The organism is uncultured Nostoc sp., from assembly GCF_937863485.1.
GTDB lineage: Bacteria > Cyanobacteriota > Cyanobacteriia > Cyanobacteriales > Nostocaceae > Nostoc.
On record NZ_CALMFY010000166.1, the window covers coordinates 49,216 to 73,802 of the forward strand.

The following is a 24,587-nucleotide window of genomic DNA, read 5'->3' on the forward strand; positions in this document are numbered from 1 at the left end:
CAATTCAAATCAAAATATCTTTCTCTTTATCCCGAGCGCCGTAACAGAATTCATCTACCCAAGAAGCTAGACTACGGGCATTACTGGTTGGTATTAAATTAACTTTGCTTTTAACGTGTTGTGGTTGGATATTCGGATGTTTCCCGTTACTCTTAACCTCGGTAGTAATTGCTAGCGATGCTCCTGAAGGGAGCCGCCCCTTGGGCGATGTCTGACGACAAGCTGCTTTGCTGCTACGCACTGGTTTGCGGTTACTACAAATCTCAATGGTAGTTGCCAGCAATGCGCCTACAGGGAGCCACCCCTTGGGCGATGTCTGACTACAAGCTGTGCTACTACGCACTGTTTTGTCGTTGCTCTTAACCTTGGTAGCTAATGCCACAGATGGCATAGTTTTGGCTTTGCTGTTAACCTCACTGGTCATTGTCAGCGATGCTTCTGAAGATAATTGACCAGAGTGCGATCGCGCTGGTTGATATTCGCTTATGAAACTAGAGGATGGCGTTTTTACTGGAGTATCAGGAGCAATTTTAGTAGCAAATGCACCTATCAACTCAGGTTTGCCTGTATGAACTACCTCAGTGGTAGCTGTAAATGATGGTACAAGTTGATCGGCGCGTGGCAAGTTGAAGTCTAGAGTCTTGGCAGGAGAATGAGGCGCAATCTGGCTGGCAGTTACAACCGATGACACATGTTGATCCTCAGAATGCTTTTCATGTGGCGACTCGCTTTCAACTTGGCTGGTAGCCCTAGAATGTTCTGATTTTATTAAACGTAACTCTTGATCAGGATTGAAGTTAAGACCTAAAGCGGCGACTATTTTATCTGGATCGTTATTCAGATCCAGCATAAAAGAAAGTATTTCATCAAACTGGGGTTCTAAAACAGACAGTGTTGCCAAAATAAAACCGGACAAAGGACGCCGCAGACCATCGTAAGTCGCCCAAATTCGGATTTTGACCAGCCAGGGAATATTTTGCTCGTAGTAAATCAGCCACTTTTGTTTTAAGGATTGACGCAGCTGCTGGATATTCATTGGATGCCTCACTTCAGTCAACAAGATTACAGACCATGATATTGTTAATTAATTTGATTTCCGGGGATGAAACCGATAATAGAGCATCTGTTCGACTCTTTGACCACCTAGCAAATGATTTTCTACCAGTAAAGATACTTCATCGGGTTGAACTCCGCTATACCAGACCATATCGGGTAATATCAGCACCATCGGCCCATTGCCACATTGTCCCAAACAGCTGCTAGCCGTTACCGTTACACCAGGGATTGGCAAAGCCATAAAAGCTGCTAAAACCTTGAGGGCACCTTGCTTTTTGCAGGTGCGATTTTGACAAACTTGTACACATTTAGCAGAAGAGGGTTGGTCTATGATCGGGAAGTTTGATGGTTGAGTTATATTTGACATTTTTTAACGAACCGTTCCAGACGCAGAGGATACAGAGGAGGAGAAAGGGGATAGAAAAGAAGCAGGGGAGCAGAGGGGCAGAGGGGCAGAGGGGCAGAGGAGAATAATTAATAACCAATACAACTCTTGGAGACGCTACCGCCCGAAGCGTAGCTATGCCGTAGGCTTTACGGCGTCGGCTCCATCGAGCGTACCCCTACGGGGAAGCAAGCTACGCGTAGCGTCTCCAAGAGTTGTCGAGATGCTCAGTCCAAGTGCCCAATGCCCCATAACTAATCTATTGAAAGTCCTTTTGAGGCTAGCCATTCAGGGTTGAATATCCGCGACTGATACCGGGAACCACTATCACATAAGATGGTGACAATGGTATGTCCTGGCCCCAACTGCTTCGCTAGGGCAACAGCTGCGCCAACATTAATACCTGTTGAACCGCCCATTAACAGCCCATCTTTCCTCAGCAGTTGGTAAACTACCCGCAAAGCCTCTTTGTCATCGATTTGGATAGCATCATCAGCAGGTGCGCCTTCCATATTGGCTGTGACACGACCATTACCAATGCCTTCGGTGATGGAATTTCCTTCTATGTTAATTTCGCCGGTTTTGATATAGCTATAAAGTCCACTACCCAGCGGATCAGCAACAACGCATTTAATCACCGGATTTTGTTCTTTCAAGTACAATGCCACACCAGCAAAAGTACCACCAGTACCAGTTGCAGCCGTCCATCCATCTATTTTACCATCTGTCTGCGTCCAAATTTCCGGCCCTGTGGTTTCGTAGTGGGCGCGGCGGTTGGCTAAGTTATCAAACTGATTCGCCCAAATGGCATTTTCTAACTCAGCAGCGACTCTGCCAGATAGCTTGACGTAGTTGTTCGGGTCTTTGTAGGGTACAGCGGGGATGGGACGAACTTCTGCTCCTAGTGCTGTCAGTGCGTCTATTTTTTCTTGTGACTGAGTATCGGGAATAATAATTAGGCATTTGTAGCCTTTGGCGTTGCAAATATGTGCTAGCCCAATGCCAGTATTACCAGCGGTTCCTTCTACAACGGTGCCACCGGGTTTGAGTAAACCTCTCTCTTCAGCATCTTCGATGATGTAAAGTGCGGCGCGGTCTTTGACGGAACCGCCAGGATTGAGGAATTCTGCTTTACCAAGGATTTCACATCCTGTTTCTTTGCTGAAGCTGTTTAAGCGAATCAGAGGTGTATTACCAACAGCGCCGACGAAGCCATTTTTAATATCCATTTTGACTGTACCTGTGTGAGTATCTATAAAAATTTTGGCTTATAGCGGTGGCATGATTTATAGCTTCTTTACCTAAATGTAATGCATACACCTTCGGGGTTGCCGTTGGCGTACCCCTACAATACAAGCAAGCTACGCCATAGCGTCTCGTTAGAGAAGCCTCTGTCTACGACACGTTACGTGAATACAGAGAAGGCATCGCTTATTTCTATTTTCAAAGCAAGTACGTAGCAGTGTAGCGGTTTGTTGTCCAAAATTGCTACTGCATCTTACTCAAATTTAGAACGAAGCTTGGTGAGAAGCGATCGCCTCTCTGTAGTAATAGCTATTCACATTCACAAATATTATTTTTACACTACCAAACTTTACTCATTTTCAAAACAAACCCAGGTAATACTAACTTTTGGTGATCCGGTAATATTCGTTTTCGCCACAAATTTCCGGAAAGCAAGTGCATTTTGGGGGATCTAACTCTAGCTTAAGTTTACCAGGCAATGAAAATGAAAATAGTAATTTTACTGGGGATTGAAAATATCCAAGTGAGTTAATATACAGCATAATTAATGAGTAAATGCTGATATCATTTCATTGTCTTATATGGGGTGGACACCGATGACATCTGAAAGCGATCGCCAAAAAGAACTTGAACACCGGCAACGTATACAACGAGAAGTTGATTTGCGGCTCCAGGAAATGGAAGCTAAAATGTATGCTCCCGATGCAGCTTTGGATGAAACTGTGAAGCATCAGCCAGAAAATTCCCAGGAACCTTGGATGAAAAAAGTGATTTTCGGTGGGAAGCTGTTTGTTCTTGGTGTGGTAGGGCTGGTTGCAGTGAAAATAGCCTCACTGGTGGCTGGGTTTATTGTTGTTGCAGCGCTGGGGTGGGTGTCTTATAAATTATTTTTTGAATCTAAAATAACCAATCTTCAATAAAGGTGTAACTATTATGATTGAGCAGGTAGCAACTGACAGATTTATCCAAGATTTAGAGCGTGTTGCTCAAGTGCGCTCTGAGATTTCTGTGTGTTTGAGTAAACTGGCTGAAACAATTAATAAAGCTGAGTTGGCTGGAGACTCTTCATCAGGAAAACTCAGTTTAGAGCAAGATATTGAAGATATTACAGTAGCTAGTAAAAACCTCCGTCAAGGTGTATTTCGCCTTTTAGTTTTGGGCGATATGAAACGGGGAAAAAGCACCTTTCTTAACGCCTTAATTGGAGAAAATTTACTACCGAGCGATGTTAACCCTTGTACCGCAGTGTTAACAGTTTTACGCTATGGGCCAGAAAAGAAAGTCACCATTCATTTTAATGATGGGAAAAGTCCGCAACAGCTAGATTTTCAGAACTTTAAATATAAATATACCATTGATCCAACTGAAGCTAAAAAACTAGAGCAGGAGAAAAAAAAAGCATTTCCAGATGTTGATTATGCAGTAGTTGAGTATCCCTTAACGCTACTAGAAAAGGGAATTGAAATTGTCGATAGTCCAGGATTGAATGATACAGAAGCGCGAAACGAATTATCTTTGGGTTATGTAAATAACTGCCATGCAATTCTATTTGTAATGAGAGCTTCTCAACCTTGTACTTTGGGTGAGCGTCGCTACCTAGAAAATTATATCAAAGGTCGAGGATTGACGGTTTTCTTCTTAGTTAATGCTTGGGATCAGGTGCGGGAATCATTGATTGATCCTGATGATCTAGAGGAGTTAAAAGGATCTGAGGAGAGATTGCGGCAAGTATTTAACGCGAATTTAGCAGAATATTGTACTGTAGAAGGTCAGAATATTTATGACGAACGCGTATTTGAGCTTTCGTCAATTCAAGCACTCAGACGACGGTTAAAAAATCCCCAAGCTGATTTAGAGGGGACTGGCTTTCCGAAGTTTATGGATTCGCTTAATACTTTTCTTACCAGAGAACGGGCGATCGCAGAACTCCGTCAAGTCAGAACCTTAGCAAGACTTGCCTGCAATCATACCCGCGAAGCAGTTGCTAGACGCTTACCATTACTTGACCAAGATGTAAATGAATTGAAAAAACGGATCGATTCAGTAGAACCTGAGTTTAACAAACTCACAGGTATCCGAGATGAATTCCAAAAAGAAATTATCAATACAAGAGACACTCAAGCAAGAACAATTTCGGAATCTTTTCGTAGCTACGTTTTAAACTTAGGTAATACCTTTGAAACCGATTTCTTACGCTATCAGCCAGAATTAAACCTGTTTGATTTTCTCAGTAGTGGTAAACGAGAAGCATTTAACACCGCACTGCACAAAGCCTTTGAGCAATATATAACTGATAAATCTGCTGCTTGGACATTAACTGCTGAAAAAGATATTAATGCAGCTTTTAGAGAACTTTCTCGTAGTGCTGCACAATATGGCGCATCTTACAGTCAAGTCACAGACAAAATTACAGAAAAGCTCACCGGACAAGACGTCAAAGTAAATACCACTACTACTGAAGATGATAACTCTCCTGGCTGGGCAAAATGGGCAATGGGATTGTTATCACTATCTAACGGAAATCTTGCTGGTTTCGCACTAGCCGGGGCTGGATTTGATTGGAAAAATATCTTGTTAAACTATTTCACTGTAATTGGCGTTGGCGGGATAATTACCGCAGTGACAGGTATTTTTCTTGGCCCCATCGGGTTTGCGCTGCTAGGTTTGGGGGTAGGATTTTTGCAAGCAGATCAAGCGCGTAAAGAGTTAGTTAAAACTGCTAAAAAAGAGTTAGTTAAACATTTACCCCAAGTGGCACATGAGCAATCCCAAGTTGTATACAATGCCGTGAAAGAGTGTTTTGGCTCTTACGAAAGAGAAGTGAGTAAGCGGATTAACGATGATATTGTATCTCGCAAATCTGAATTAGATAATCTAGTCAAGCAGAAAGAAACCCGCGAAATAAATCGTGAGAGTGAGTTCAAACGTTTAAAAGATTTACAGGAAAATGTAATAGCTCAGTTGCAAAAAATTGAGGCAGCTTATAGTAATTTATTAGCTTTCTATAGCTAATACATCTCATTACTCTCGTTCCCATCTGAAGCTAGGAATGCCTACTGGGAGGCTCCGCCTCCCATAACCATAAGTAGCTAAACGTAAATAAATTAAAGTTTTTAGTAAGGGTTTTAGTCCTGATAAACTTTGCTATGAGCGATGATTCGCTCACTACGAACTAGAATTTTATTGTATGTTTAATTATGCCTATAGCAGTCCTAAATCATTTGTAAAAATAAATTAACCGCAGAAGCGCAGAGGAGGGCAGTTGCATGGGCGGGTTTCCCGACTTGAGCAAACTGCCCGTAGCGCAGAGAGAGGAATCAGAGATTTTCACGACTCATTTAGGATTGCTATAGCATAAACCATAAACATAATAATGTGAGGCAAAGCCTCAACTATATGCATTTCCAGCTAGAAGCTGGGAACGAGAAACTAACGAGGAACTATGCAACAACAGTATGAAGGTTATAAGGATTTAGCAGATTCTCTCAAATCTGCATCGGCATTACTGAATTTAGAACGCAAATCGCAACTGCATCAAGATATAATTACCATTTGCAATCATTTAGTTAATCCTAGCTTTCGCATTGCGGTATTTGGTCCCTTTAATCATGGCAAATCTACCTTACTGAATGCCATGCTAGGGAATCGTACCTTACCAATTGATTTAATTCCCACCACAGGCGCAGCAATTACTGTCAAGTATGGCTCTGATCTGCAAACTCGTATCATGTTGGTAGATGATACAGAAATCTATCGCAGTGGCACAGAAGTTTTACAAGAATTTGCAATTCTTGATAATAATAGACAGATGCGAAAAGATGTAGTATCTGTAGAAATTTTTTGTTCGCATCCCTTCTTAGAAACAGGTGTAGAATTCCTCGATTTACCAGGAACAAATGATAGGGAAGAACAAGATAATTTAGTCCGAGAGCAACTATTAAGTGCAGATTTAGTCATCCAATTATTAGATGCACGGAAGTTAATGACTTTGGGTGAACGGGAAAATTTACGAGATTGGCTATTAGATCGCGGTATTAAAACAGTTATATTTGTTGCTAATTTTATTAACTTACTCGAACCCGACGAGCAAAAACAAGTCCAAAATCGCCTGGTGTTTGTTGCGGAAAGCTTTCGAGCCGAATTACCTCCAGGTTTTAGTAATTTATATCGCGTTGATGCTTTACCTGCCTTAAGAGCCAGATTAAAAGGCGATGTTGCTGCTGCCAATAGTAGCGGTTTAGTAGCTTTTGAAACAGCTTTGCAGAATATTGTGGAGATTTTGCAACCAAATCGTGGTAGTGTGCGTTTGCCAAGAGTGCAAGCGATCGCTTCTCAAATCCAACTCTCATTAAAAGCTAAAATTGACCATATTGCTATTGAAATAAAATCTTTTGATGATAAACAAAATACTAAAATTGAAATTAAACAAAAAGCAGCCAACTTAATTTATAAAGGTTTTGCTATTAGTGTGGGAGAGTTACGAGATTGGCTAGCATTACCTAACCTGCTCACAAAATATCAAGCTGAGGCGGCAGTTGCATTAGCAGAAAATAACTTTACATCTTGGCAAACAAATACTCTTAAAAAAGACTTGACTCAGTTGCAATTGGCTGCGGGGAAATGGCTTGATCAAGCTTACGAATTTTTCCACGAAGAACGACCGCAAGATTTATTAATTCCCTTTCCTATCGAACCACATGTAATACTACCCTCAAAGTCAAGCAATACTGATGATTTGAGTGAACCAGGTTCCATCGCTGTTGGTAGTGGTATTGGTTGGTTGTTAGGCGGCCCGGTGGGTGCTGCTGTTGTCGGGAGTATTTCTTATTTGTTAAACAAGAATATCCAAAACCAAGACGAACAATTAGCAAAGGATTCTTATCATCAAAAAGTTGCTAAACTTTGTATAACTGCAATTGAAGATTATTTATCTCGCTTCAGCGCTCAAGGGTTATCAATTTTGATTGAATATGAGCAGAAAGCCGAAAAAATAATTTGTTTTGAACTCAGTCAAGAACCGTTAGAGATTACTAATAAACGTGAAACTTTGCAGCGGTTACAAAACGGTTTTAATCAGTTGCTACAAGAGTTAGAAAAAGTAAAAATCCTCTCAAATCATCAACTTTATAAAGAAATACCAAAATCCACGAATATCAATAGAAAATATTCGCCACAGCCAGAGAGAGTTAAAACTTTCTCACAAAAAGATCCTGATATTAAGCAACAACATGAAAATAGTGCTAAAAATACTGGGACAAGGGTAGAATTTGTTTCTCCACCACCGCCAAAAGCTTCTCCCTCTCCACGTCCAGAAGAGTTGGAGGCGAAATTTCGTGATTGGGAACTCAATGAGGAAATAGCGCGAATGAAAGCAGAGATGCGAACGCCTGGTTCTCAAACTAGCAAACAGCAAAATACAACTCAAAGCAACAAAACACCCAACCAAGCCCAAACAGATAAGATCACTCACGCCTACGACATTTTAGGATTGCAAGCAAATGCTTCTCAGGCTGAGGTAAAGCAGGCTTATCGAACTTTAGTAAAGAAATGGCATCCCGATTTGTTTGTGAATCAGCCGCAACTGTTAAAACAAGCACAAGAGAAAATGCACTTAGTTAATGAAGCTTACACAATTTTGAGTGAGAAATGAACAACCAGATCCCCGACTTATTTGAAAAGTCGGGGATCTTTAGATTTCATCCTAATTTGATTACAATTAGGAAATTGTTTAGGTGAGATTTATGCAACTGTTATCTTTGAGGAATGGCTTTTTGGCGTTAACCTTGACTGCGATCGCCTCAGCCGGCGGGTTAATTACAGCCTGTAGCAATACGGCTTCCCAGAACCAAAGCCAAACCCCAAACGCAACCGTTACCAATGTTAGCGACAAGCAGATGAATCACAGCATGGCTATGGATTTAGGCCCAGCCGACGCTAACTTTGATTTACGATTTATCGACGCTATGATACCACACCATCAAGGGGCTGTGGAAATGGCTAAAGAAGCGCAGCAGAAATCAAAACGTCCTGAAATCAAAAAACTAGCGGACAATATCATCAAATCACAAGATCAAGAAATCACTCAGATGAAGCAGTGGCGACAAGCTTGGTATCCCAAGGCGGGAGATAAACCAATGGCTTATGACAGTCAAATGGGTCATATGATGGAGATGTCGTCTGACCAAACTAAAACCATGATGATGAGTCAGGATTTAGGTGCAGCTGATGCTGAATTTGATCTGCGCTTTATCAATGCGATGATTCCTCACCATGAAGGGGCTGTAACAATGGCAAAAGATGTATTGGGTAAGTCTAAGCGTCCTGAAATCAAGCAATTAGGCCAAGAAATTATCAAGGCACAAAATACAGAGATTAAGCAAATGCAGCAGTGGCGAAAAACTTGGTATAACAAGTGAGCCTAAGTACAGTTTTGCATAAAATCGTAGTGTTTTTAAATGCAGAGGGACGCATTGGCATTGTAGAGGGACGCATTGGCATTGTAGAGAGATGCATTGGCATTGTAGAGAGATGCATTGGCATTGCAGAGGGACGCATTGGCATTGCCAAATTTAATTCGCTACGAATTAATGAAATGCTGTATTAAGTATTTGTGTAGATTCGCCAGCAACCCCCTACTGCCTAATCTCTCTTTCCTGATGAAGTGCGGCGCATTCTCAATTGGCAAATAACAAAATTTGTTTTGGCTGCGTCATAGTTGTCATAGATACTCATTTCCGGGCTATCTCAGTCATCTGCAAAGGTTGCTAAATGCGATCGCAAAATCTCAGCTTGCGCTTCGTTAATTCCTTGAGAGGCTAGTACCGCAAGGCGGAAGTCACTCATTCAAAAGTCAAAAGTCAAAAATATTACGGAATAGGCTTTTCAGGGTTTTTGAATGGTTGCTCTATTTCCCCCGTGGCGTACTAGGTTAATCTCATCCGACCTGATAAAAATTACAATTACTCGCATTCCTTCACATACATCGGTAGGTTGTTCAGTGAGTTCCACTCGACCATTACGATATGTCCCTTCAACACTAGTTAACATTTTTAACCTTGTTGCTTGTGAATAATAGGACTTACGCAAAAAACCTCTCAAACTCTCATTCCTCCGTGTACTCTGTGTCTGGAGTGGTAGCCTGCGGCAAGCCGCTTCTCTACGAGAGGCTGCGCCAATGCGTCTACGTTCTTTCATGACCCGTGCGTAAGTTCTGAATAAGTTAAACTGCTTTATAAAACTTTCTCTACCAAACTTTACTCATATTGAGATTAAACCCAGGCAATACCGACTCGCCGCTTACACTACCAGGATTATCCAAATATTCCTCTGGCAATCCAGGACGATAAATATAAACTTTACGCTGTTTACGATCAATTAACCAGCCTAACTGTATTCCTGGCTCATTCATATATTCCTCCATTTTTTCCTTCAAAGTTTAGAGGTTGTCGCTAGGAGATTTGAGTTCGACTACAAAATCCGGACAAATAGGTACAAACCTTTCTTGTTGTTTTGGAGATAGAGAATTCCACCGTTCTAGTTGAATCCAGGAAGCATCTGGCGATCTGTTTGCACCTGTTGATAACTTAAATCCGGTACTAGAGTCAAAAGTTATACCTGTACCATCTTGTTCCGACCACACCCATAACTGCCCAAAGATGTTGCCTCCACGGTTGCCTGTTGTCCCTCCTGTAGGTGGCATAATTGATATTTCTCCAAATTTATTCCGCTCAATGCGTAAGTCACGATTCACCTGACAAAACTCAAAAAATTGTTCGTCTGTCATTTGCATTGATGACGGAATTTGTAAAACCAAAGGGGATGAAAACATCAAGATTTCCTCCAGGTTCAGATGCCTAGCCGAGTTAACTATATTCTCACGCAAATAAGAAAAGACGCCAAGATATAACTTTGCGCCTTTGCTTTTTTATCCGAAATCATTTTCAGATTTACTTGTTAGGCTGAGGAGTTACCCGCAGATAGGGTTTAACTTCTTCATAACCTTTGGGGAATTTCTCTTTGAGTACTTCTGGATCTTTCAGTGAGGGGACAATTACAACATCCTCTCCATCTTTCCAGTCAGCTGGTGTCGCCACGCTGTAATTATCAGTCAATTGCAGAGAATCAATCACCCGCAAAAGTTCATCAAAGTTGCGTCCCGTACTGGGGGGGTAAGTGAAAGTTAGACGGAGTTTCTTATTGGGGTCAATCACGAAAACCGATCGCACTGTTACAGCCGCATTAGCATTGGGGTGGATCATGTCGTAAAGGTCAGAAACCTTGCGATCCGCATCCGCCAAAATTGGGTAGTTGAGGGTGGTGCTTTGAGTTTCTTCAATGTCTCCCACCCAGCCTTTGTGGGATTCAACGTTATCAACACTAAGTGCGATCGCTTTGACATTGCGCTTGTCAAATTCTGGTTTGAGCTTGGCAACTGTGCCGAGTTCTGTTGTGCAAACAGGTGTAAAATCAGCAGGGTGAGAGAACAGCACTACCCAGCTGTCACCTGCCCATTGGTAAAAATCGATGTCGCCGTGTGTTGAGGCTTGCGTAAAGTTGGGTACTGTGTCACCTAAACGGAGAGCCATGTGAGATTCCCTGTAGTTAGAAAAGCATATGTGTTCTACTTTGCCATCATGACATAAAACCCCTATTCCCCAATCGGGCTTTAGCGGTTTGAAACAAAATTTTAGGTTGTCAGCACTCTCGTCCCTTATCCGAGAGTGAGGTAAAACTTATTGACAAAAATACACATATATGCTTTTAATTAGTATGTTTTCCCTACAGGTTTTTCTTTACATTTCAAAAATCAAATAGGAATCCTATAGTTATAAATTTCCACGCCGACTTACTTATCTTAGCTGTGAATGTGTAAGTCTATATCAACTTTACCTTGTTTGACTTGAGCAACGCATCGTAACCACTCATGCCAAACAGCAGGATCAGCAGTTTCACTATCTTCTATAGTACTCATGTCTCCAAGTAATCCTCCCAAGTCATTTGATTGGGTTCTTTCATACACTTGAACTAAGAAGGCGTACATTGCAGTATAAGCTTCTTTTTCAGTCAGATTGATACTCATTAATTACTTCCTCCTGGTGTGAGACTGGATAAGCCTGTATTGGGATTATATTGTCAAAGCGGTTCTAGCACCTATTTGGCAAAAACTTTTATTATCTGCGTTGAGTTAAATTAATTTGTTCGTCAGAATTTCCTGGTAGGCTTGGATTGTTTGCCTAGCGATCGCATCCCAGCTAAAATTTTCCAATGCATATTTTTGGGCGTTTAATCCGCGTCGTTGGCGTTCTGCGGGATTTTGCAAAGCTTCTTGCAGTAACTCTACCAGTGCTTGGACATCTGTTGCACATACCCAACCCGACTCACTATCACGCACCTGTTGACAAATATGCACTTGGTCAGAAATTATTACAGGTGTTCCTGCTACCATCGCTTCAGCTACAGCAATCCCAAAATTTTCGTAGTAGGAAGGCAAAACAAATAAATCAGCAGATTGTAGTAAACTAACTTTTAGTTCACCAGTGACAAAGCCGGTAATTGTAGTGTGCGATCGCAGCGGTGAATTTTGAATTTGGGATATTATCTTTTGTTCGTAATCTGGATCTTGGGGATTTGTCCCAGCTAAGACAAAATGAAACTTATAACCAACTGCTAATAGCTTCTCTAGCGCCGGAATCAACAAATTTAACCCCTTTTTCGGGTCAATTCGTGACATAAATAGCACTAAAGGCACATCCTTTGGTATTTCTAACTGAATACATACATTTTTAAGGGGCGATTGAGGGGGAATCACACCCAAGGGAATCACCAAATCTGGCGTAGATACTCCAAATCGTTCTGATATTTTAGCTTCTTGATCGCTGGTAAAATGAATTGCTGCGGCACCAGCTAAATTTTGACGTTCTATAATTGCAATATAAAGCTGTTTTAATTGCTTTTTCTTCCGTAAATCAGCCGGGTCGAGAGTACCTAAAGGACGGAAAATATAAGGTAGCTTTTGCTGACGACACACAATAGCAGCAGCACTACTTATAGGAGAGAATAGAGCATGAATATGTGCTATGTCAAACTCATGAGCATGACGTTTTAGCCAGTTTAATAAATCTAGGGAAAATTTGTAGCGACGAAATGGGGCACAACGAAAGTAAATTATTTCATAGCCATCTTGTTTAATTGGGCGATTTAAAGGAATATTCAAAGGTGTTTGACCATTATCGCCATTACTATCAGTTGTGAGAATTGTAACTTCCACTCCCTCTTTTACCAACGCTGGAGCTAATCCTAGTACCATTTGACTGGGACCGCCGTAAATCAGAGAAATTGAGGGGACAATTTGTAATATTTTGATTTTTTTGTCATTTGTCATTTGTTAATAACCCATGACTCTTGACTATTAACTAATTCTTGATAAAACTCTAATTGCTGTTTAGCCAAAGCTTTGTTTGTATATTTAATCATTACTTTTTGATAACCCATTTCACCCAGAGTGTGAGCAAAATAGGGTTTATCTATTAATTGAACTAAGCAATTAGCAAGGGCTTGAGCATCTCCTTCGGGAAATACTAAACCAGCATCGCCAATTACATAAGGAATTTCACCAGAATCAGAACCAATTACAGGTACTTGGCAAGCCATTGCCTCAATTATTACATGACCAAATTGTTCTTTCCAGCCAACAGAAGTTAAGGTTTTAAACTTAGAAGTTCTTTCTGAAGGCAGTACCAAAGTACTCATTAAATTGATATAGTTTGTAACGTGATCATGAGGGACACTTTCTATCAAAATTAACCGTTCTTTAATATTATTTTCTACCGCTATTTTGATTAACTCAGTTTGCAACTCTCCCCGTCCCAACAACAGTAATTTCCAAGGTTTATTTTTCAAAGTCACTAAGGCTTGCAAAAGTGTTAACAAACCCTTTTCTTGTACAAATCGTCCAACAAAACCTACTACAAAATCCTCTTGATTAATGCCTAAATTAGCTGCTAACTCTGGTTGGGCTTTGGGAGTAAATAAACTTTCATCTACACCCAGTTGTGGCATGACTTTAATTGCTCCTTTATATCCCCGTTGTCGCAAAACTTCTGCTCCATCTTGATTGCCAGAAATGATCCCGTGGCTGTGATTGAGGTTATATTTTTCTAATAAAGCAACTGGTAATTTAAGTTCATAGGGTAAATTCCACCAGGTAAAAAATATATTTTTTGCCTTGAGTCCTAATAGCTTATTTAAGGCAATCATCTGAGTATAAGCCAGTCCTCTAGACCCTTGTTCCACTTGGATGATTTGGGGACGAAATTGTTTTAACAAAGATATTAAATCAGTGCCAAAGGTAAGGAGTCCCTGATGATTTTGACTGAAATTAGAAACTGGAACTATTCTAAATGTGCCTTCATCACGGTATTCAGTTTCAATAATTCTGTTTTGCACGCCACCTGGTTTCCAGCGCTTTGGAACTACAACTGTCACTTCAACTCCCGGTTCTAGTTGAGATAAAGCGCGTAATTTTTCACAGTTGAGGTCTACGATATAAGTGTGACTAGCAACTAAGATTTTCATTGATATTAATTATTATTTATTTTTTGTCAGTTGTCCTTTGTTTTTGATTAACTTCTAACTCCTGTACAGACGCGATTAATCAGCCAGCGCGTTGCGGGGGTTCCCCCCGTTGTAGCGACTGGCGTCGCGTCTCTACTCCTAACTAAACTTGTTCATCCAATCGACTGTAAATTTGACCATCGTTCCATATTGATTGGATGACGGTACCCAAGGCTTTGAAAAAACCCAAAGTGTAGAAAAAAGCGCGAGTGGCAATTTTGATGGGGGAACCGCTTTTATTACAAGGTGGGCGTCCCAGGACGTGACAGTCAAATAAACGGCCGTATAAGCGTAAAGCTTGAATAGGAGTAAGGTTTTTCAGCCCTAGCAGGAAATGGTTGTGATAAAAGGTGAGTTGATATTTGAGCGATCGCATACTAATATCATGACAACCCCCTGTTTCTTCGCCTAGATGCACCAAGTGGGCCTCTGGGTCGTACCAAATCTTATATCCTGTTTGTCGCACCCGCAAACAAAAATCTGACTCTTCGCGCACTGCACTACCGCCAAACCTCTCATCAAATCTCAGCCCGTACTTAGTAAAAATTTCACGGCGAAATGACATATTGCAACCCCTTGCTGTCAGCACTTGCTGGGGTTTGATGGTATGTACTAAATCAATATGATACCAAGCAATTCCTGGGTCCATTGCTTCGGGAGGCAGATATTCAATCTGTAAATCTCCCCCAGAATCACCCAATTTCATTCTGTCAAATACCCGTCCGGCCACAGCCCCCACTTCTGGATTTTGCAAATAATTTTTCGCATGGGCTGTTAACAATTCTGGGGTTAGCTGAACATCATCATCAATAAATAATATTATTTCACCAGAAGACCGCCGCACAGCGTAATTTCGCGCCCCTGGCAAACTCGCCCAATCTAAGCGCAACCATTTAATTTTACCTGCCCCCCCCATCTCTTCTAGGTAGGCTTGAATTTCTGGTTGGTGTTTTGGGGTTTGGTCTACCACTAAAACTTCAAAATTTGGATAGTCTTGTTTCAGGACATCTACAATGCTATCCTGTAGCGCTTCCTCTCGACCATAGGTCGGGATAACTACAGTAATTAAAGGATAATTATTCATGATTTTTATTAAGCAATTTTTCTACTTTGATAATAACCTTATAAAAATTAATTTTGATTAACTTTAGTAAGCTACTATTGTCTTAATTTAAATTCAGTCAACAGCTCAAGGACTGGCTAAAAGGTTGTTTGAAAAGTAATGCAAGAGTGTCTTATGCCGTAGGCTAACGCACCATCCTAGATTTTCGGTGCGTTAAGACTAATGTCCATAACGCACCCTATTAAATTCTTTGTTGGTTTTTCCACATGACCTGAAAAGTCATAATTCACATTCAGTCAATTGTTCATGCTGCTGCTGCATAGAGATTATCAAATAACTCATTTTGCTTTTCGGAGTTATGCACAATTTGCGCTTGAGCTAATGCTCCTGCACTTAAAAATTCGTAATGTTCTCGTTTATCACTTCTATCAAGAAATTGAATGATTTGTTGCAATGCTTGCTCTGCCAAATAGTCATAGGTGCTGTTTAGAATTTCCCAATATTCATTAGTTTTGATTTTATCTCCATGCAACCAATTGCTCCAGTGCCTAAGTTCATTAATTGGTAATTCTAAAATATAGCCATTTTCGCCATGACGAATAAACTCTGGTAAAGCACATACATTTGTTGTAATCGCAGGAGTTGCAACGGAAAAGCCTTCGATGATACTATAACCATAAGTATCATGTAATGTCGCCATTATTTGAAAATGACTTTGCGATAATAACTCAATAACTTTGTCATTAACAATATTGTTATAAAACACAACATTATTTAATTTTAGTAACTTTAAATCCTCTACATATTTCGTAGTATCGGGAAAATCAGTCGGGACTCCTGAACCATGCCCCATATCTGAAATTATATGTACAGTAATAGGTAAACCTAATTTTTCAGCTTTCTTGGCGAGTCTTAAAGCAACAACTCCACCTTTGCGGGCAATGTGGTTTCCGATAAATACAAGCTGGAGATTTTGCTGTTCTTGATATAGTTTCGGTTGGCTAACTCTGACTGGGAAGTTTGGATGAATAACATCTAATTTATTGCTTACTTTTTCTTCTATCTTCCAGCCTTCTATCCGCTTAATTAATCTCAACTTGGCATAATCGGAGATAGCGCTAAGTTTTTGGCAATTGTCTAATGCTAACCGATTATTTAATAATTCATAAATTGCAGCTTCGCTTTTATTTTGAGGATTTCTATATAAAACACGATGATCTTCAAAGGTGAAAAACCAAGGTTTATTTGTATATAAAATTCTGTTGAAAGAATGAATTGCTTGGTATCTTCCCCATACAGGTTGCCAAGCCATAAAGCTGCTTAAAGGATACCAAATTTTTTCTATAGGATATCTGCCTGCGGGGAAAGGCTTGGGGCGGATGAGTGTATGCCGAGAATTTCGAGGTAGGTTTGGAATGCTGAGGTGTTTTTGACCTGCTATGATAACTTTTGCCATTTTTATTTCATTTAAATTGTTTTTAGACGTTTTCTCTTGTTTTTTTGCTGAGGGTTGGCATCTTCTTGATCTTGTTTCTCCAGTTCTGGCAATTTAAAAAGAACTCCGGCAAAAAACCAATAATAGACAGCAACTGGATCAACATCCAGAGGATAGTAGTAGGTGTTGTAGCTAATAAACAATATAAACACCCACAAAGCTGCTCCGTAACTGCGGAAATTACGGTTTTTTATAGAGCGATAGGTCTTAAAGCCAATAATTGTTAAACTTGTTACCAAACCCAAAAAAGCTAGTACTCCAACAATTCCAACTTCATAAAGGACTTTGGGATAGTAGGTTTCTACGAGTTTGGTTGAACCCATTACACGAGCAGAGTTAGTTGCTCGACCTAAGCCACTTCCCAAGGGGCCGTCTACGTTTTTCCAATTCTCTTGAAATTGCTGGACGATAAAATCTTGAGGTGGTGAAGCGTCCCAGCGACTAGTAAAACTCTCGGTTCTCTCTTGCACGACAGCAGGGTTAGTCACCATCACAATTCCCAAAACTAGAGCAAGTCCTATCCCTATGGGGATAAATCGTTTAAGGTTGCCAATTTGTCCAGTGAGCAATAGCAAAATCCCGAAGCAGGTTGGTACTAAAGCTAAGGCGATTCTCTGTCCAGAGATTACAGCATTGATAAAGACTGTCACTAAAGAACCTAAACCGACCAGCCGCCATATGGGGGAAGGGTCGGTGAAGCCGGTGGCAAAGGTAAAAAAGGTACTGGCAATTAAGAACCATGCCCACTGCCAAGGGGCTACAAATGTCCCTGGTAGGCGAATAACCCCTTCGTCGGGACTATATAAGAGCGCTCCACCAAAATAACACCGGGCTTCTAGTGATGTAACAAATAGGGCATTTCCTTCAAGACCTCTAGTGCCTTGACATACACCAGTTAGTAGTAACAGGTATTGAATAAATCCCAGCACACAGCAAATCAGTGTAAGGGCAATCTGGAGGCGCGATAAAAATAGAAAATCCCGCTTATCACGAATTAGATAGTAGGCACAACCAATCAGAGGGACATAGCCTAAAAATACTTTCAGCCCCAGAATTCCCATTCCTAAGGGTATTTCTGTCTCTGCTTTTTCCAATAGTCCCACACTGGGCGGGTTAAACTGCTGTCCACCATTGATAAACAACAGCGTTAGCAGACTGCAACCCAAAACAATATAAAGTGGGATTTTAATGCCTTGGGGAATAATTAGGGGTAGCCCCTGTTTACGGCAAGTCTGCCAAAGTCCAATTAGCGCTGGAACATAAAAAGCATCTTTAGCTAATTGGAGTATGGGACTATTGCCCAAGTAGTAAGTGATAGTACCCCCAATTGGTACGTAAATGATGAAGGCATATAGCGCTTGGCGCGGGTATTTGTAGGAAAGGGAGATGACGAGTATCCCCAAGACACCAGGAACTGCTGCTTTAATTCCACCTACAAAAAAAAGCACAATGCCAAAGAAGACACCGCCAATAGTGGCGGTGGTGAGTACGCTAATGAATTCTTTACGTGCTAGGGCTACTTTGCGCTTTTGGGCTAACTGTTCTTTGAGGCTAAGGGTAGAAGTTTCCTTTTTAGCCTGCTTTTTCGACTTTTTAGATGGGCGGGATTTTGACTTTCTTTTCGGCATAGTAATGCTGTAGCCTATCAGCCTTAGAGAATCTATTATAGTTGACAAATTTCTTTAGATTGCTGTAAGTCGTACAATCCGAATTCATCTCTAACTGATGGATTTAAGAATTTACGATTAAAAATGCTAAATTTTAATCTTTTTGAATTATCAAAAAGATTTTCTCCTGTTTCCAAAATATAAACTGCACCTGGAAATGGTAATGATTTAATGGCTTTTGCTTTGTTCTTTAAAATATCTCTAACTTTGGCATGATCTATATAGTATCTATAGTATCCGTAGCCACGATTGTATTCTGCGGTCTCTGGCAAATCATTCAAATCATATCGAATAATGTTACAACTGCCGCACATTTTATAAAATTTGCTTCTTTTAATATATATGTAATTACTGCCTTCTTGATATTTATAACCTTTATTTATAAACCATCCATTAGAATCGGGATGTTGTTGAATAAATTTGGCTAATTCTTTACTGACACAATCGTCAGCATCAACTGTCATAGTGTGAGTGGGAGAAAATTGACGAGCATAAATCAATCCTTTTAATATTTTACGCCCTTTATCTGTGTCTCCTTTAGCTACAGGGTCAGTCTCGTTTGGAGCGGAAAAATCAACTATAATGTATGTGATATGAGGATGAGTGAATTCTATTTTTGGCTTTTCGTGACAAACTACAATAACGCGAAAGTTAGGTGAGGTTTGATTGCAAACTGATTTAATGCATCTTTCAAATAATTGTGTAACACGCTCCCAAGAATTGGAAACTTTTGCACTTTTGAGTGGAATAACAAAAACAAGCATTATATTATCTTAGAGCAGATAGCTAAAAATCTCGAAGTAAATAATAACACGTTCCGACTGATACCAGGACTAATTATGGGGACGTGGTGAGTTCTTTTGACAAGTAGTTAGTCGGACATGATCTAACAATACAAATGTCACAGCTTCTACAGATAACCAAGGCTGGTTAATTTGCAGAAGCTGTGACGGAAAATTGGCGCTTGTTAAAAGCTGAGATATTAGCTAATTTAGTCCATCAGATGTTGCTGGACTTTTGAAACTAATTCATTTGTCCAGTAGTTGGTAAGTTCGGCATTGGCGGCTTCTACCATAACTCTGATCACTGGTTCTGTACCAGAGGCGCGAACCAAAATTCTGCCGGAATCACCCATTGCAGCTTCAGCAAGAGCGATCGCTTGTTGTACAGGTTGGCAATCTTGCCATCCTAAACGGCGATCGCGATCTACGACTCGCACGTTCCGCAACAGTTGCGGATAGGTCTGGAAGCTTTGATCTACTAATTCTGCTAGGGAAATATCCGCCTGTTTCACCAAAGCTGCTACATGCAAGGCTGTTAACAAGCCATCTCCAGTCACGGCATAATGACGGCAAAGAATATGACCCGATTGTTCGCCGCCTAACATTCCCCCAGTCCGCAGCATTTCTGCTTGCACATATTGGTCACCGACTGCGGTGCGAATCAGGTTACCACCAATTTGTTGCCAAGCTTTCTCAAAACCTAAATTAGCCATGACTGTAGATACAATCAGGTTATCTGGCAGTTGTTGGTTTTGTTGTAATTGGCGTCCCCATAGGTAGAGAATGTAATCGCCGTTAACTTGCCTTCCGGTATTGTCTACTGCTAAGACGCGATCGGCGTCGCCATCAAAGGCAAAGCCGATGTCAGCATTGTGTTCTTGTACTGTTGCTGCAAGAATATCTAGGTGAGTAGAACCGCAGTTAACATTAATGCGATCGCCATCTGCTTCGTTATGCAAGCAGATCACCTCTGCCCCCATTTCTGTAAATACTGATGGTGCTAATCCTACTGCTGCTCCCCACGCCAAGTCTAAGACAATCTTCATTCCCTGAAGATTTAGGGCACTGTTTAAGGGTTTTTTCAACGCCTCGCTATAATGCCCCACTAACTCCAAACGTGAGTAATGCCGTCCGCAATTACTGATAGCAATAGGTGATATCTTGCCACGCAGTCCCGCTTCAATTTCTGCCTGCAATATTTGAGGTAACTTCCCACCATCCGCACCAAAAACCTTAATGCCATTATCCTCTGGGGGATTGTGGCTGGCAGAAATCATCACTCCGCCAATGGCATCACTGATGCTGGTAAGATAGGCAACGCAAGGAGTGGGACATAATCCCAAATACCAAACCTCTAACCCCGCTGCTGTTAAACCTGCACTCAAAGCCATTGCCAGCATATCGCTGGAGTTTCTAGAGTCCTGTCCGAGAATGACTGGCCCTATTTGAGTAGCATTGTTACGTAAAACAATACCTGTCCAAAAACCAACTTGTAATGCTAGGGGCGCACTTAGTAATTCTCCGACTCGTCCGCGAATACCATCTGTGCCAAATAAGGGATTTGCTGGTAATGGGATTAAATTCAATGCAAAACTGCTCTCAATCCCTTTGTCCAATTCGTCAGCTTCGGAAGCAGAATCCCCAGGAATGCCTGGTGTCCGAGTTATAGATGAAACCATATGTTTAAATACTCCACACAATCACACTGAAAAATAGCACTTAAGACTTTATTCAGCAATTTCGACATGCTTTTTATCTTTAGAAATTCATTCTAAATCAAAATTTTTGTACGTAATAATACTTAAGTAACTTTAATTGTAAATCTTTCATAAAGTCAGTATTAGTTTTTCCGTTATTAGTAAAATTTCCACATTTTAAATAATTGTTCCTTTTATGCTCTCAACTTTAGTCTTGATTTTTATCTGTATTAATTCACACCTTACAATTTTACTTCTTTAGAAACATTGTAACAACTATTACCATACTTCTCTCAGAAGTGTTTTCCGGAAAGCTGAGAATGAAAGCAAAATTTAACTAATAACAACAAAAAATTGTAAAGTTATATCCCCTTCTTTGTGAAACTGCACAAAATCAAGCTAGCTTGGTCAGACTTGGGGCAAAATTCCCTAGCTCCGGAGCAACCTCACAGGTAATTGGTGTTAGCGTTGTTGCTGTGTAAAAAACTACAAAACGATGGTGGCTTAAAAAATTTTAATATAAATTCTCATCAAATAGTTTTAAGGTAACGTTTTAATGGCTTTTTTAGCCGTTAGTGAATCGAAACTCCGGCAGTTAACTTTTTAAAGTTGAGAATTTTAGCATGAGCAGCAATTTAGCAACCAAATTACGTGTAGGCACTAAGAAAGCCCACACAATGGCAGAAAATGTAGGTTTTGTCAAGTGCTTTTTAAGAGGAGTAGTCGAGAAAAACTCTTACCGAAAACTAGTTGCTAACTTCTACTTCGTCTACTCAGCGATGGAAGAGGAAATGGAAAAGCATAGCCAGCACCCAATTGTTTCTAAAATTAACTTTCCCCAGCTAAACCGTAAGTATACTCTAGAGCAAGACCTGGGTTATTACTTCGGTGCTAACTGGAGAGAGCAAATCAAACTATCTCCCGCAGGTGAAGCTTATGTAAAGCGCATCCGAGAAATATCTGCCACAGAACCGGAACTGTTAATCGCTCATTCATATACTCGTTACTTGGGTGACTTATCTGGGGGACAAATTCTCAAAAATATTGCTGTAACGGCGATGAATTTGTCTGATGGGCAAGGAACAGCCTTTTATGAGTTTCCAGAGATTCCTGATGAGAAGGCATTCAAAGCGAAATATCGTCAAACTTTGGACGAATTACCCCTTGATGATGCTACAACCGATCGCATCGTTGATGAAGCTAACGCTGCCTTTGGCACGAACATGAATATGTTTCAAGAATTGGAAGGCAATTTGATCAAAGCGATCGGTGTGATGCTGTACAACAGCCTTACACGGCGTCGTACACGCGGTAGTACTGAACTTGTCACCGCTAAGTAAATTTTATTAAGTAAAATTTTGTAAATCTAGGGGTAACCTCTCTGGGTTCACCTGAATAAAATCAGGCGATCGCGGGGATGTTGCCCCTACTGCTGTTTGTTAGTTAATTCTATCTACAGAATATATAAACACTGATTTCTAATCTAGTCAGCGATCAGGGAAAATATAAACAGGCACAATTGATTAAATAATGGCAACAAAAATTCCTGTCACAGTGATCACAGGCTTCTTAGGTAGTGGAAAAACCAGCCTAATTCGCCACCTGCTACAAAACAATCAAGGACGCCGGATTGCAGTTTTAGTCAATGAATTTGGCGAACTCGGAATTGATGGCGAATTGTTAAAATCCTGTCAAATTTGCCCGGAAGATGCTGAGGGCGACAGTAATATCTTTGAATTAACCAACGGCTGCTTATGCTGCACTGTGCAGGAAGAGTTTTACCCGACGATGCAAGAGTTAATCAAGCGACGAGATAGCATCGACTGCATTTTGATTGAAACCTCTGGTTTAGCCTTACCAAAACCGCTGATCAAGGCTTTTCGGTGGCAGGAAATTCGGAATGCGGCCACTGTGGATGCCGTGATTACGGTAGTCGATTGTGCGGCGGTAGCAGCAGGGACATTTGCCAGTGATCCAGAGGCGATCGCAGCCCAGCGCCAAGCAGATGATAGTCTAGAACACGAAACACCTTTGCAAGAACTGTTTGAAGACCAACTTGCTTGTGCAGACTTGGTGGTGTTAAATAAAATTGACTTGGTAGATGCCGAGACAAAAGCTAGAGTTGAGGAATTGATTAAACAAGAGTTGCCCAGAGTGGTGAAGATTGTCGAGAGCGATTGTTCTCAACTTGATGCATCTATATTATTAGGATTCCAAGCCGCAGTTGAAGACAACTTAGATTCTCGTCCCAGTCATCACGATACCGAAGAAGACCACAATCACGACGAAGAGATTACCTCAGCTAATTTAATTTTGGATCGTACCTTTGACCCAGAAAAGCTGCAACTGCTGTTGCAAAGATTGGCACAACAACAAGAAATTTACCGGATTAAAGGCTTTGTGGCAGTGCCAAATAAATCCATGCGCCTAGTGATGCAGGGTGTGGGAACTCGATTTGATAAATTTTACGATCGCCCCTGGAAACCAGAAGAGGCCAGGCAAACCCGCTTAGTTTTCATCGGTCGTGATTTGAAATCCTCAGAAATCGAATCGCAGCTAGTAGCTTTATGAGTACTTATAACTCCTAACTTAAATTCTCAATCCTCACTTTACAAAACTATGACTATTTCTCAACTATTTAACGTTGCCAATCTTTTTGTGTTGCCTTTTTGGACATTGATGATTCTCTTGCCAAATTGGAAAGTGACACGGTGGATAATGGAATCATATCTGCCTTTTGTGCTGTTAGCTGGAGCATATTTGTATTTGTTTATCAACAGCATTACGCCAGAAAATGCCCAAGCTTTATCGAATCCCCAATTAGCTGATATTGCGCGATTTTTTGCAAATGAAACAGCTGCTGCAACGGGTTGGATTCATTTTTTAACGATGGATTTATTCGTCGGTCGCTGGATTTATTGGGAAGGGCAAAAAACAGGTATTTGGACAATTCACTCCCTTGCACTGTGTTTCTTTGCTGGGCCTTTGGGATTACTATCTCACATCTTGACTGGCTGGATTACTAAGACATTTTTCCCGAAGTTTCAGCAGAATGAAGCGGTGACGGTAGGAGAAAAAGCTGCATCATCTGGCACATAGTTATATTTATATATAGTAATCATAAACTGTTTATGAAAAAGCAGATCCCCGACAACTTTTGCGAAGTCGGGGATCTGTGGCTTGATAATTAGGGAATCAGTTTACTCTCATTACCAATTATCTGATTTTAAAATTATTAAGTGTTGTCATGTCTATAGTCGGCATCTAACCAACAGCGTGGTAGAACTTCACCTGAAGGGAAAATAAGATTTTCTTTTTTAAAAGTTTCAGGTTGCTGTTCTTCTTGACCTTCTTGGTCTTTTGCCTGAACAACATCACTATTAGGGTCAAGTAATTCCTGAATTTCAAGAATTTTTACCAATTCTCCACTATCTTTGACTTGTAAAAGCATAGAAATTGCCTCAATGAGTTTGCATGAAAGTCCAAAACGAGTCTGAAGATAAACTTGCTCAGATATCAACTGATTTAGAACACTGACATTCCTTAATTGTTAAAGGAAATTTTCCCACATACATATAAACTAT

Annotated in this window: 22 protein-coding genes and 1 pseudogene; 8 read left to right on the plus strand and 15 right to left on the minus strand. The window is 40.7% G+C overall.

Annotated elements, in window-relative coordinates; all coding sequences use genetic code 11:
• Nucleotides 1-4: 4 nt before the first annotated feature.
• The 3 genes from Q0541_RS22155 to Q0541_RS22165 all read right to left on the minus strand — a co-directional run bounded on the left by Q0541_RS22155 (nucleotide 5) and on the right by Q0541_RS22165 (nucleotide 2,670).
• Entirely contained in the window at nucleotides 5-1,036 is a 1,032-nt protein-coding gene (locus tag Q0541_RS22155; RefSeq protein ID WP_298915410.1) for a DUF5331 domain-containing protein, read from the minus strand.
• A 48-nt stretch (nucleotides 1,037-1,084) separates the two neighbouring features.
• Nucleotides 1,085-1,423, minus strand: a complete 339-nt coding sequence (locus Q0541_RS22160; protein ID WP_298915413.1) for a (2Fe-2S) ferredoxin domain-containing protein — start codon at nucleotides 1,421-1,423, stop codon at nucleotides 1,085-1,087.
• 272 nt (nucleotides 1,424-1,695) lie between these two features.
• Entirely contained in the window at nucleotides 1,696-2,670 is a 975-nt protein-coding gene (locus tag Q0541_RS22165; RefSeq protein WP_298915416.1) for a cysteine synthase A, read from the minus strand.
• A gap of 612 nt (nucleotides 2,671-3,282) precedes the next feature.
• Here Q0541_RS22165 and Q0541_RS22170 point away from each other — a divergent pair.
• The 5 genes from Q0541_RS22170 to Q0541_RS22190 all read left to right on the plus strand — a co-directional run bounded on the left by Q0541_RS22170 (nucleotide 3,283) and on the right by Q0541_RS22190 (nucleotide 9,290).
• A complete protein-coding gene (locus Q0541_RS22170) occupies nucleotides 3,283-3,606 on the plus strand; it encodes a DUF3040 domain-containing protein (RefSeq protein WP_298915419.1) in 324 nt (107 codons plus the stop codon).
• 13 nt (nucleotides 3,607-3,619) lie between these two features.
• The gene (locus tag Q0541_RS22175) at nucleotides 3,620-5,698 is read left to right on the plus strand and encodes a dynamin family protein (protein WP_298915422.1); all 2,079 of its coding nucleotides are present in this window, start codon (nucleotides 3,620-3,622) and stop codon (nucleotides 5,696-5,698) included.
• Nucleotides 5,699-6,128: 430 nt separating this feature from the next.
• Nucleotides 6,129-8,336 (plus strand): dynamin family protein, encoded by a 2,208-nt coding sequence (locus Q0541_RS22180; protein WP_298915425.1) that lies wholly within the window; start codon nucleotides 6,129-6,131, stop codon nucleotides 8,334-8,336.
• A 91-nt stretch (nucleotides 8,337-8,427) separates the two neighbouring features.
• Nucleotides 8,428-9,102, plus strand: coding sequence for a DUF305 domain-containing protein (locus Q0541_RS22185; RefSeq protein WP_298915428.1), 675 nt, complete (start codon nucleotides 8,428-8,430; stop codon nucleotides 9,100-9,102).
• Nucleotides 9,099-9,290: a hypothetical protein gene (locus tag Q0541_RS22190; protein WP_298915430.1), complete on the plus strand. Its 192-nt coding sequence runs from the start codon at nucleotides 9,099-9,101 to the stop codon at nucleotides 9,288-9,290. Before Q0541_RS22185 ends, Q0541_RS22190 begins: the two co-directional genes overlap by 4 nt.
• Before the next feature lie 278 nt (nucleotides 9,291-9,568).
• Here Q0541_RS22190 and Q0541_RS22195 read toward each other — a convergent pair whose 3' ends face one another.
• The 11 genes and pseudogenes from Q0541_RS22195 to glmM form a co-directional block, all read right to left on the minus strand.
• A complete protein-coding gene (locus Q0541_RS22195) occupies nucleotides 9,569-9,880 on the minus strand; it encodes a hypothetical protein (protein ID WP_298915433.1) in 312 nt (103 codons plus the stop codon).
• Between the two features lie 49 nt (nucleotides 9,881-9,929).
• Nucleotides 9,930-10,514: pseudogene (locus tag Q0541_RS22200) on the minus strand (Uma2 family endonuclease).
• 118 nt (nucleotides 10,515-10,632) lie between these two features.
• Nucleotides 10,633-11,271 (minus strand): peroxiredoxin, encoded by a 639-nt coding sequence (locus Q0541_RS22205; RefSeq protein ID WP_298915436.1) that lies wholly within the window; start codon nucleotides 11,269-11,271, stop codon nucleotides 10,633-10,635.
• Between the two features lie 269 nt (nucleotides 11,272-11,540).
• Nucleotides 11,541-11,765 (minus strand): hypothetical protein, encoded by a 225-nt coding sequence (locus Q0541_RS22210; protein ID WP_298915439.1) that lies wholly within the window; start codon nucleotides 11,763-11,765, stop codon nucleotides 11,541-11,543.
• A gap of 105 nt (nucleotides 11,766-11,870) precedes the next feature.
• Nucleotides 11,871-13,049 (minus strand): hormogonium polysaccharide biosynthesis glycosyltransferase HpsP, encoded by a 1,179-nt coding sequence (hpsP, locus tag Q0541_RS22215; RefSeq protein WP_298915553.1) that lies wholly within the window; start codon nucleotides 13,047-13,049, stop codon nucleotides 11,871-11,873.
• 14 nt (nucleotides 13,050-13,063) lie between these two features.
• The gene (gene hpsO / locus Q0541_RS22220; RefSeq protein WP_298915441.1) at nucleotides 13,064-14,260 is read right to left on the minus strand and encodes a hormogonium polysaccharide biosynthesis glycosyltransferase HpsO; all 1,197 of its coding nucleotides are present in this window, start codon (nucleotides 14,258-14,260) and stop codon (nucleotides 13,064-13,066) included.
• 142 nt (nucleotides 14,261-14,402) lie between these two features.
• Complete coding sequence (gene hpsN, locus Q0541_RS22225; protein ID WP_298915445.1) at nucleotides 14,403-15,383, minus strand: hormogonium polysaccharide biosynthesis glycosyltransferase HpsN; 981 nt, start codon at nucleotides 15,381-15,383, stop codon at nucleotides 14,403-14,405.
• Between the two features lie 283 nt (nucleotides 15,384-15,666).
• Nucleotides 15,667-16,818: a glycosyltransferase family 4 protein gene (locus tag Q0541_RS22230; RefSeq protein WP_298915448.1), complete on the minus strand. Its 1,152-nt coding sequence runs from the start codon at nucleotides 16,816-16,818 to the stop codon at nucleotides 15,667-15,669.
• A gap of 11 nt (nucleotides 16,819-16,829) precedes the next feature.
• Nucleotides 16,830-18,485 (minus strand): hormogonium polysaccharide biosynthesis protein HpsL, encoded by a 1,656-nt coding sequence (gene hpsL, locus Q0541_RS22235; protein WP_298915451.1) that lies wholly within the window; start codon nucleotides 18,483-18,485, stop codon nucleotides 16,830-16,832.
• A gap of 35 nt (nucleotides 18,486-18,520) precedes the next feature.
• Nucleotides 18,521-19,288: a glycosyltransferase family A protein gene (locus Q0541_RS22240; RefSeq protein WP_298915456.1), complete on the minus strand. Its 768-nt coding sequence runs from the start codon at nucleotides 19,286-19,288 to the stop codon at nucleotides 18,521-18,523.
• A 227-nt stretch (nucleotides 19,289-19,515) separates the two neighbouring features.
• A complete protein-coding gene (glmM, locus tag Q0541_RS22245) occupies nucleotides 19,516-20,985 on the minus strand; it encodes a phosphoglucosamine mutase (RefSeq protein WP_298915459.1) in 1,470 nt (489 codons plus the stop codon).
• A gap of 641 nt (nucleotides 20,986-21,626) precedes the next feature.
• On the opposite strand from glmM, the gene Q0541_RS22250 reads away from it, so the two are divergent.
• The 3 genes from Q0541_RS22250 (at nucleotide 21,627) to Q0541_RS22260 (ending at nucleotide 24,102) form a co-directional block, all read left to right on the plus strand.
• Nucleotides 21,627-22,343, plus strand: a complete 717-nt coding sequence (locus tag Q0541_RS22250) for a heme oxygenase (biliverdin-producing) (protein WP_298915461.1) — start codon at nucleotides 21,627-21,629, stop codon at nucleotides 22,341-22,343.
• Nucleotides 22,344-22,533: 190 nt separating this feature from the next.
• Nucleotides 22,534-23,574, plus strand: coding sequence for a cobalamin biosynthesis protein CobW (gene cobW, locus Q0541_RS22255; protein ID WP_298915464.1), 1,041 nt, complete (start codon nucleotides 22,534-22,536; stop codon nucleotides 23,572-23,574).
• A 48-nt stretch (nucleotides 23,575-23,622) separates the two neighbouring features.
• Nucleotides 23,623-24,102: an ABA4-like family protein gene (locus Q0541_RS22260; protein WP_298915467.1), complete on the plus strand. Its 480-nt coding sequence runs from the start codon at nucleotides 23,623-23,625 to the stop codon at nucleotides 24,100-24,102.
• Nucleotides 24,103-24,238: 136 nt separating this feature from the next.
• Here Q0541_RS22260 and Q0541_RS22265 read toward each other — a convergent pair whose 3' ends face one another.
• The gene (locus Q0541_RS22265; protein ID WP_298915471.1) at nucleotides 24,239-24,454 is read right to left on the minus strand and encodes an acetyltransferase; all 216 of its coding nucleotides are present in this window, start codon (nucleotides 24,452-24,454) and stop codon (nucleotides 24,239-24,241) included.
• Between the last annotated feature and the right edge of the window lie 133 nt (nucleotides 24,455-24,587).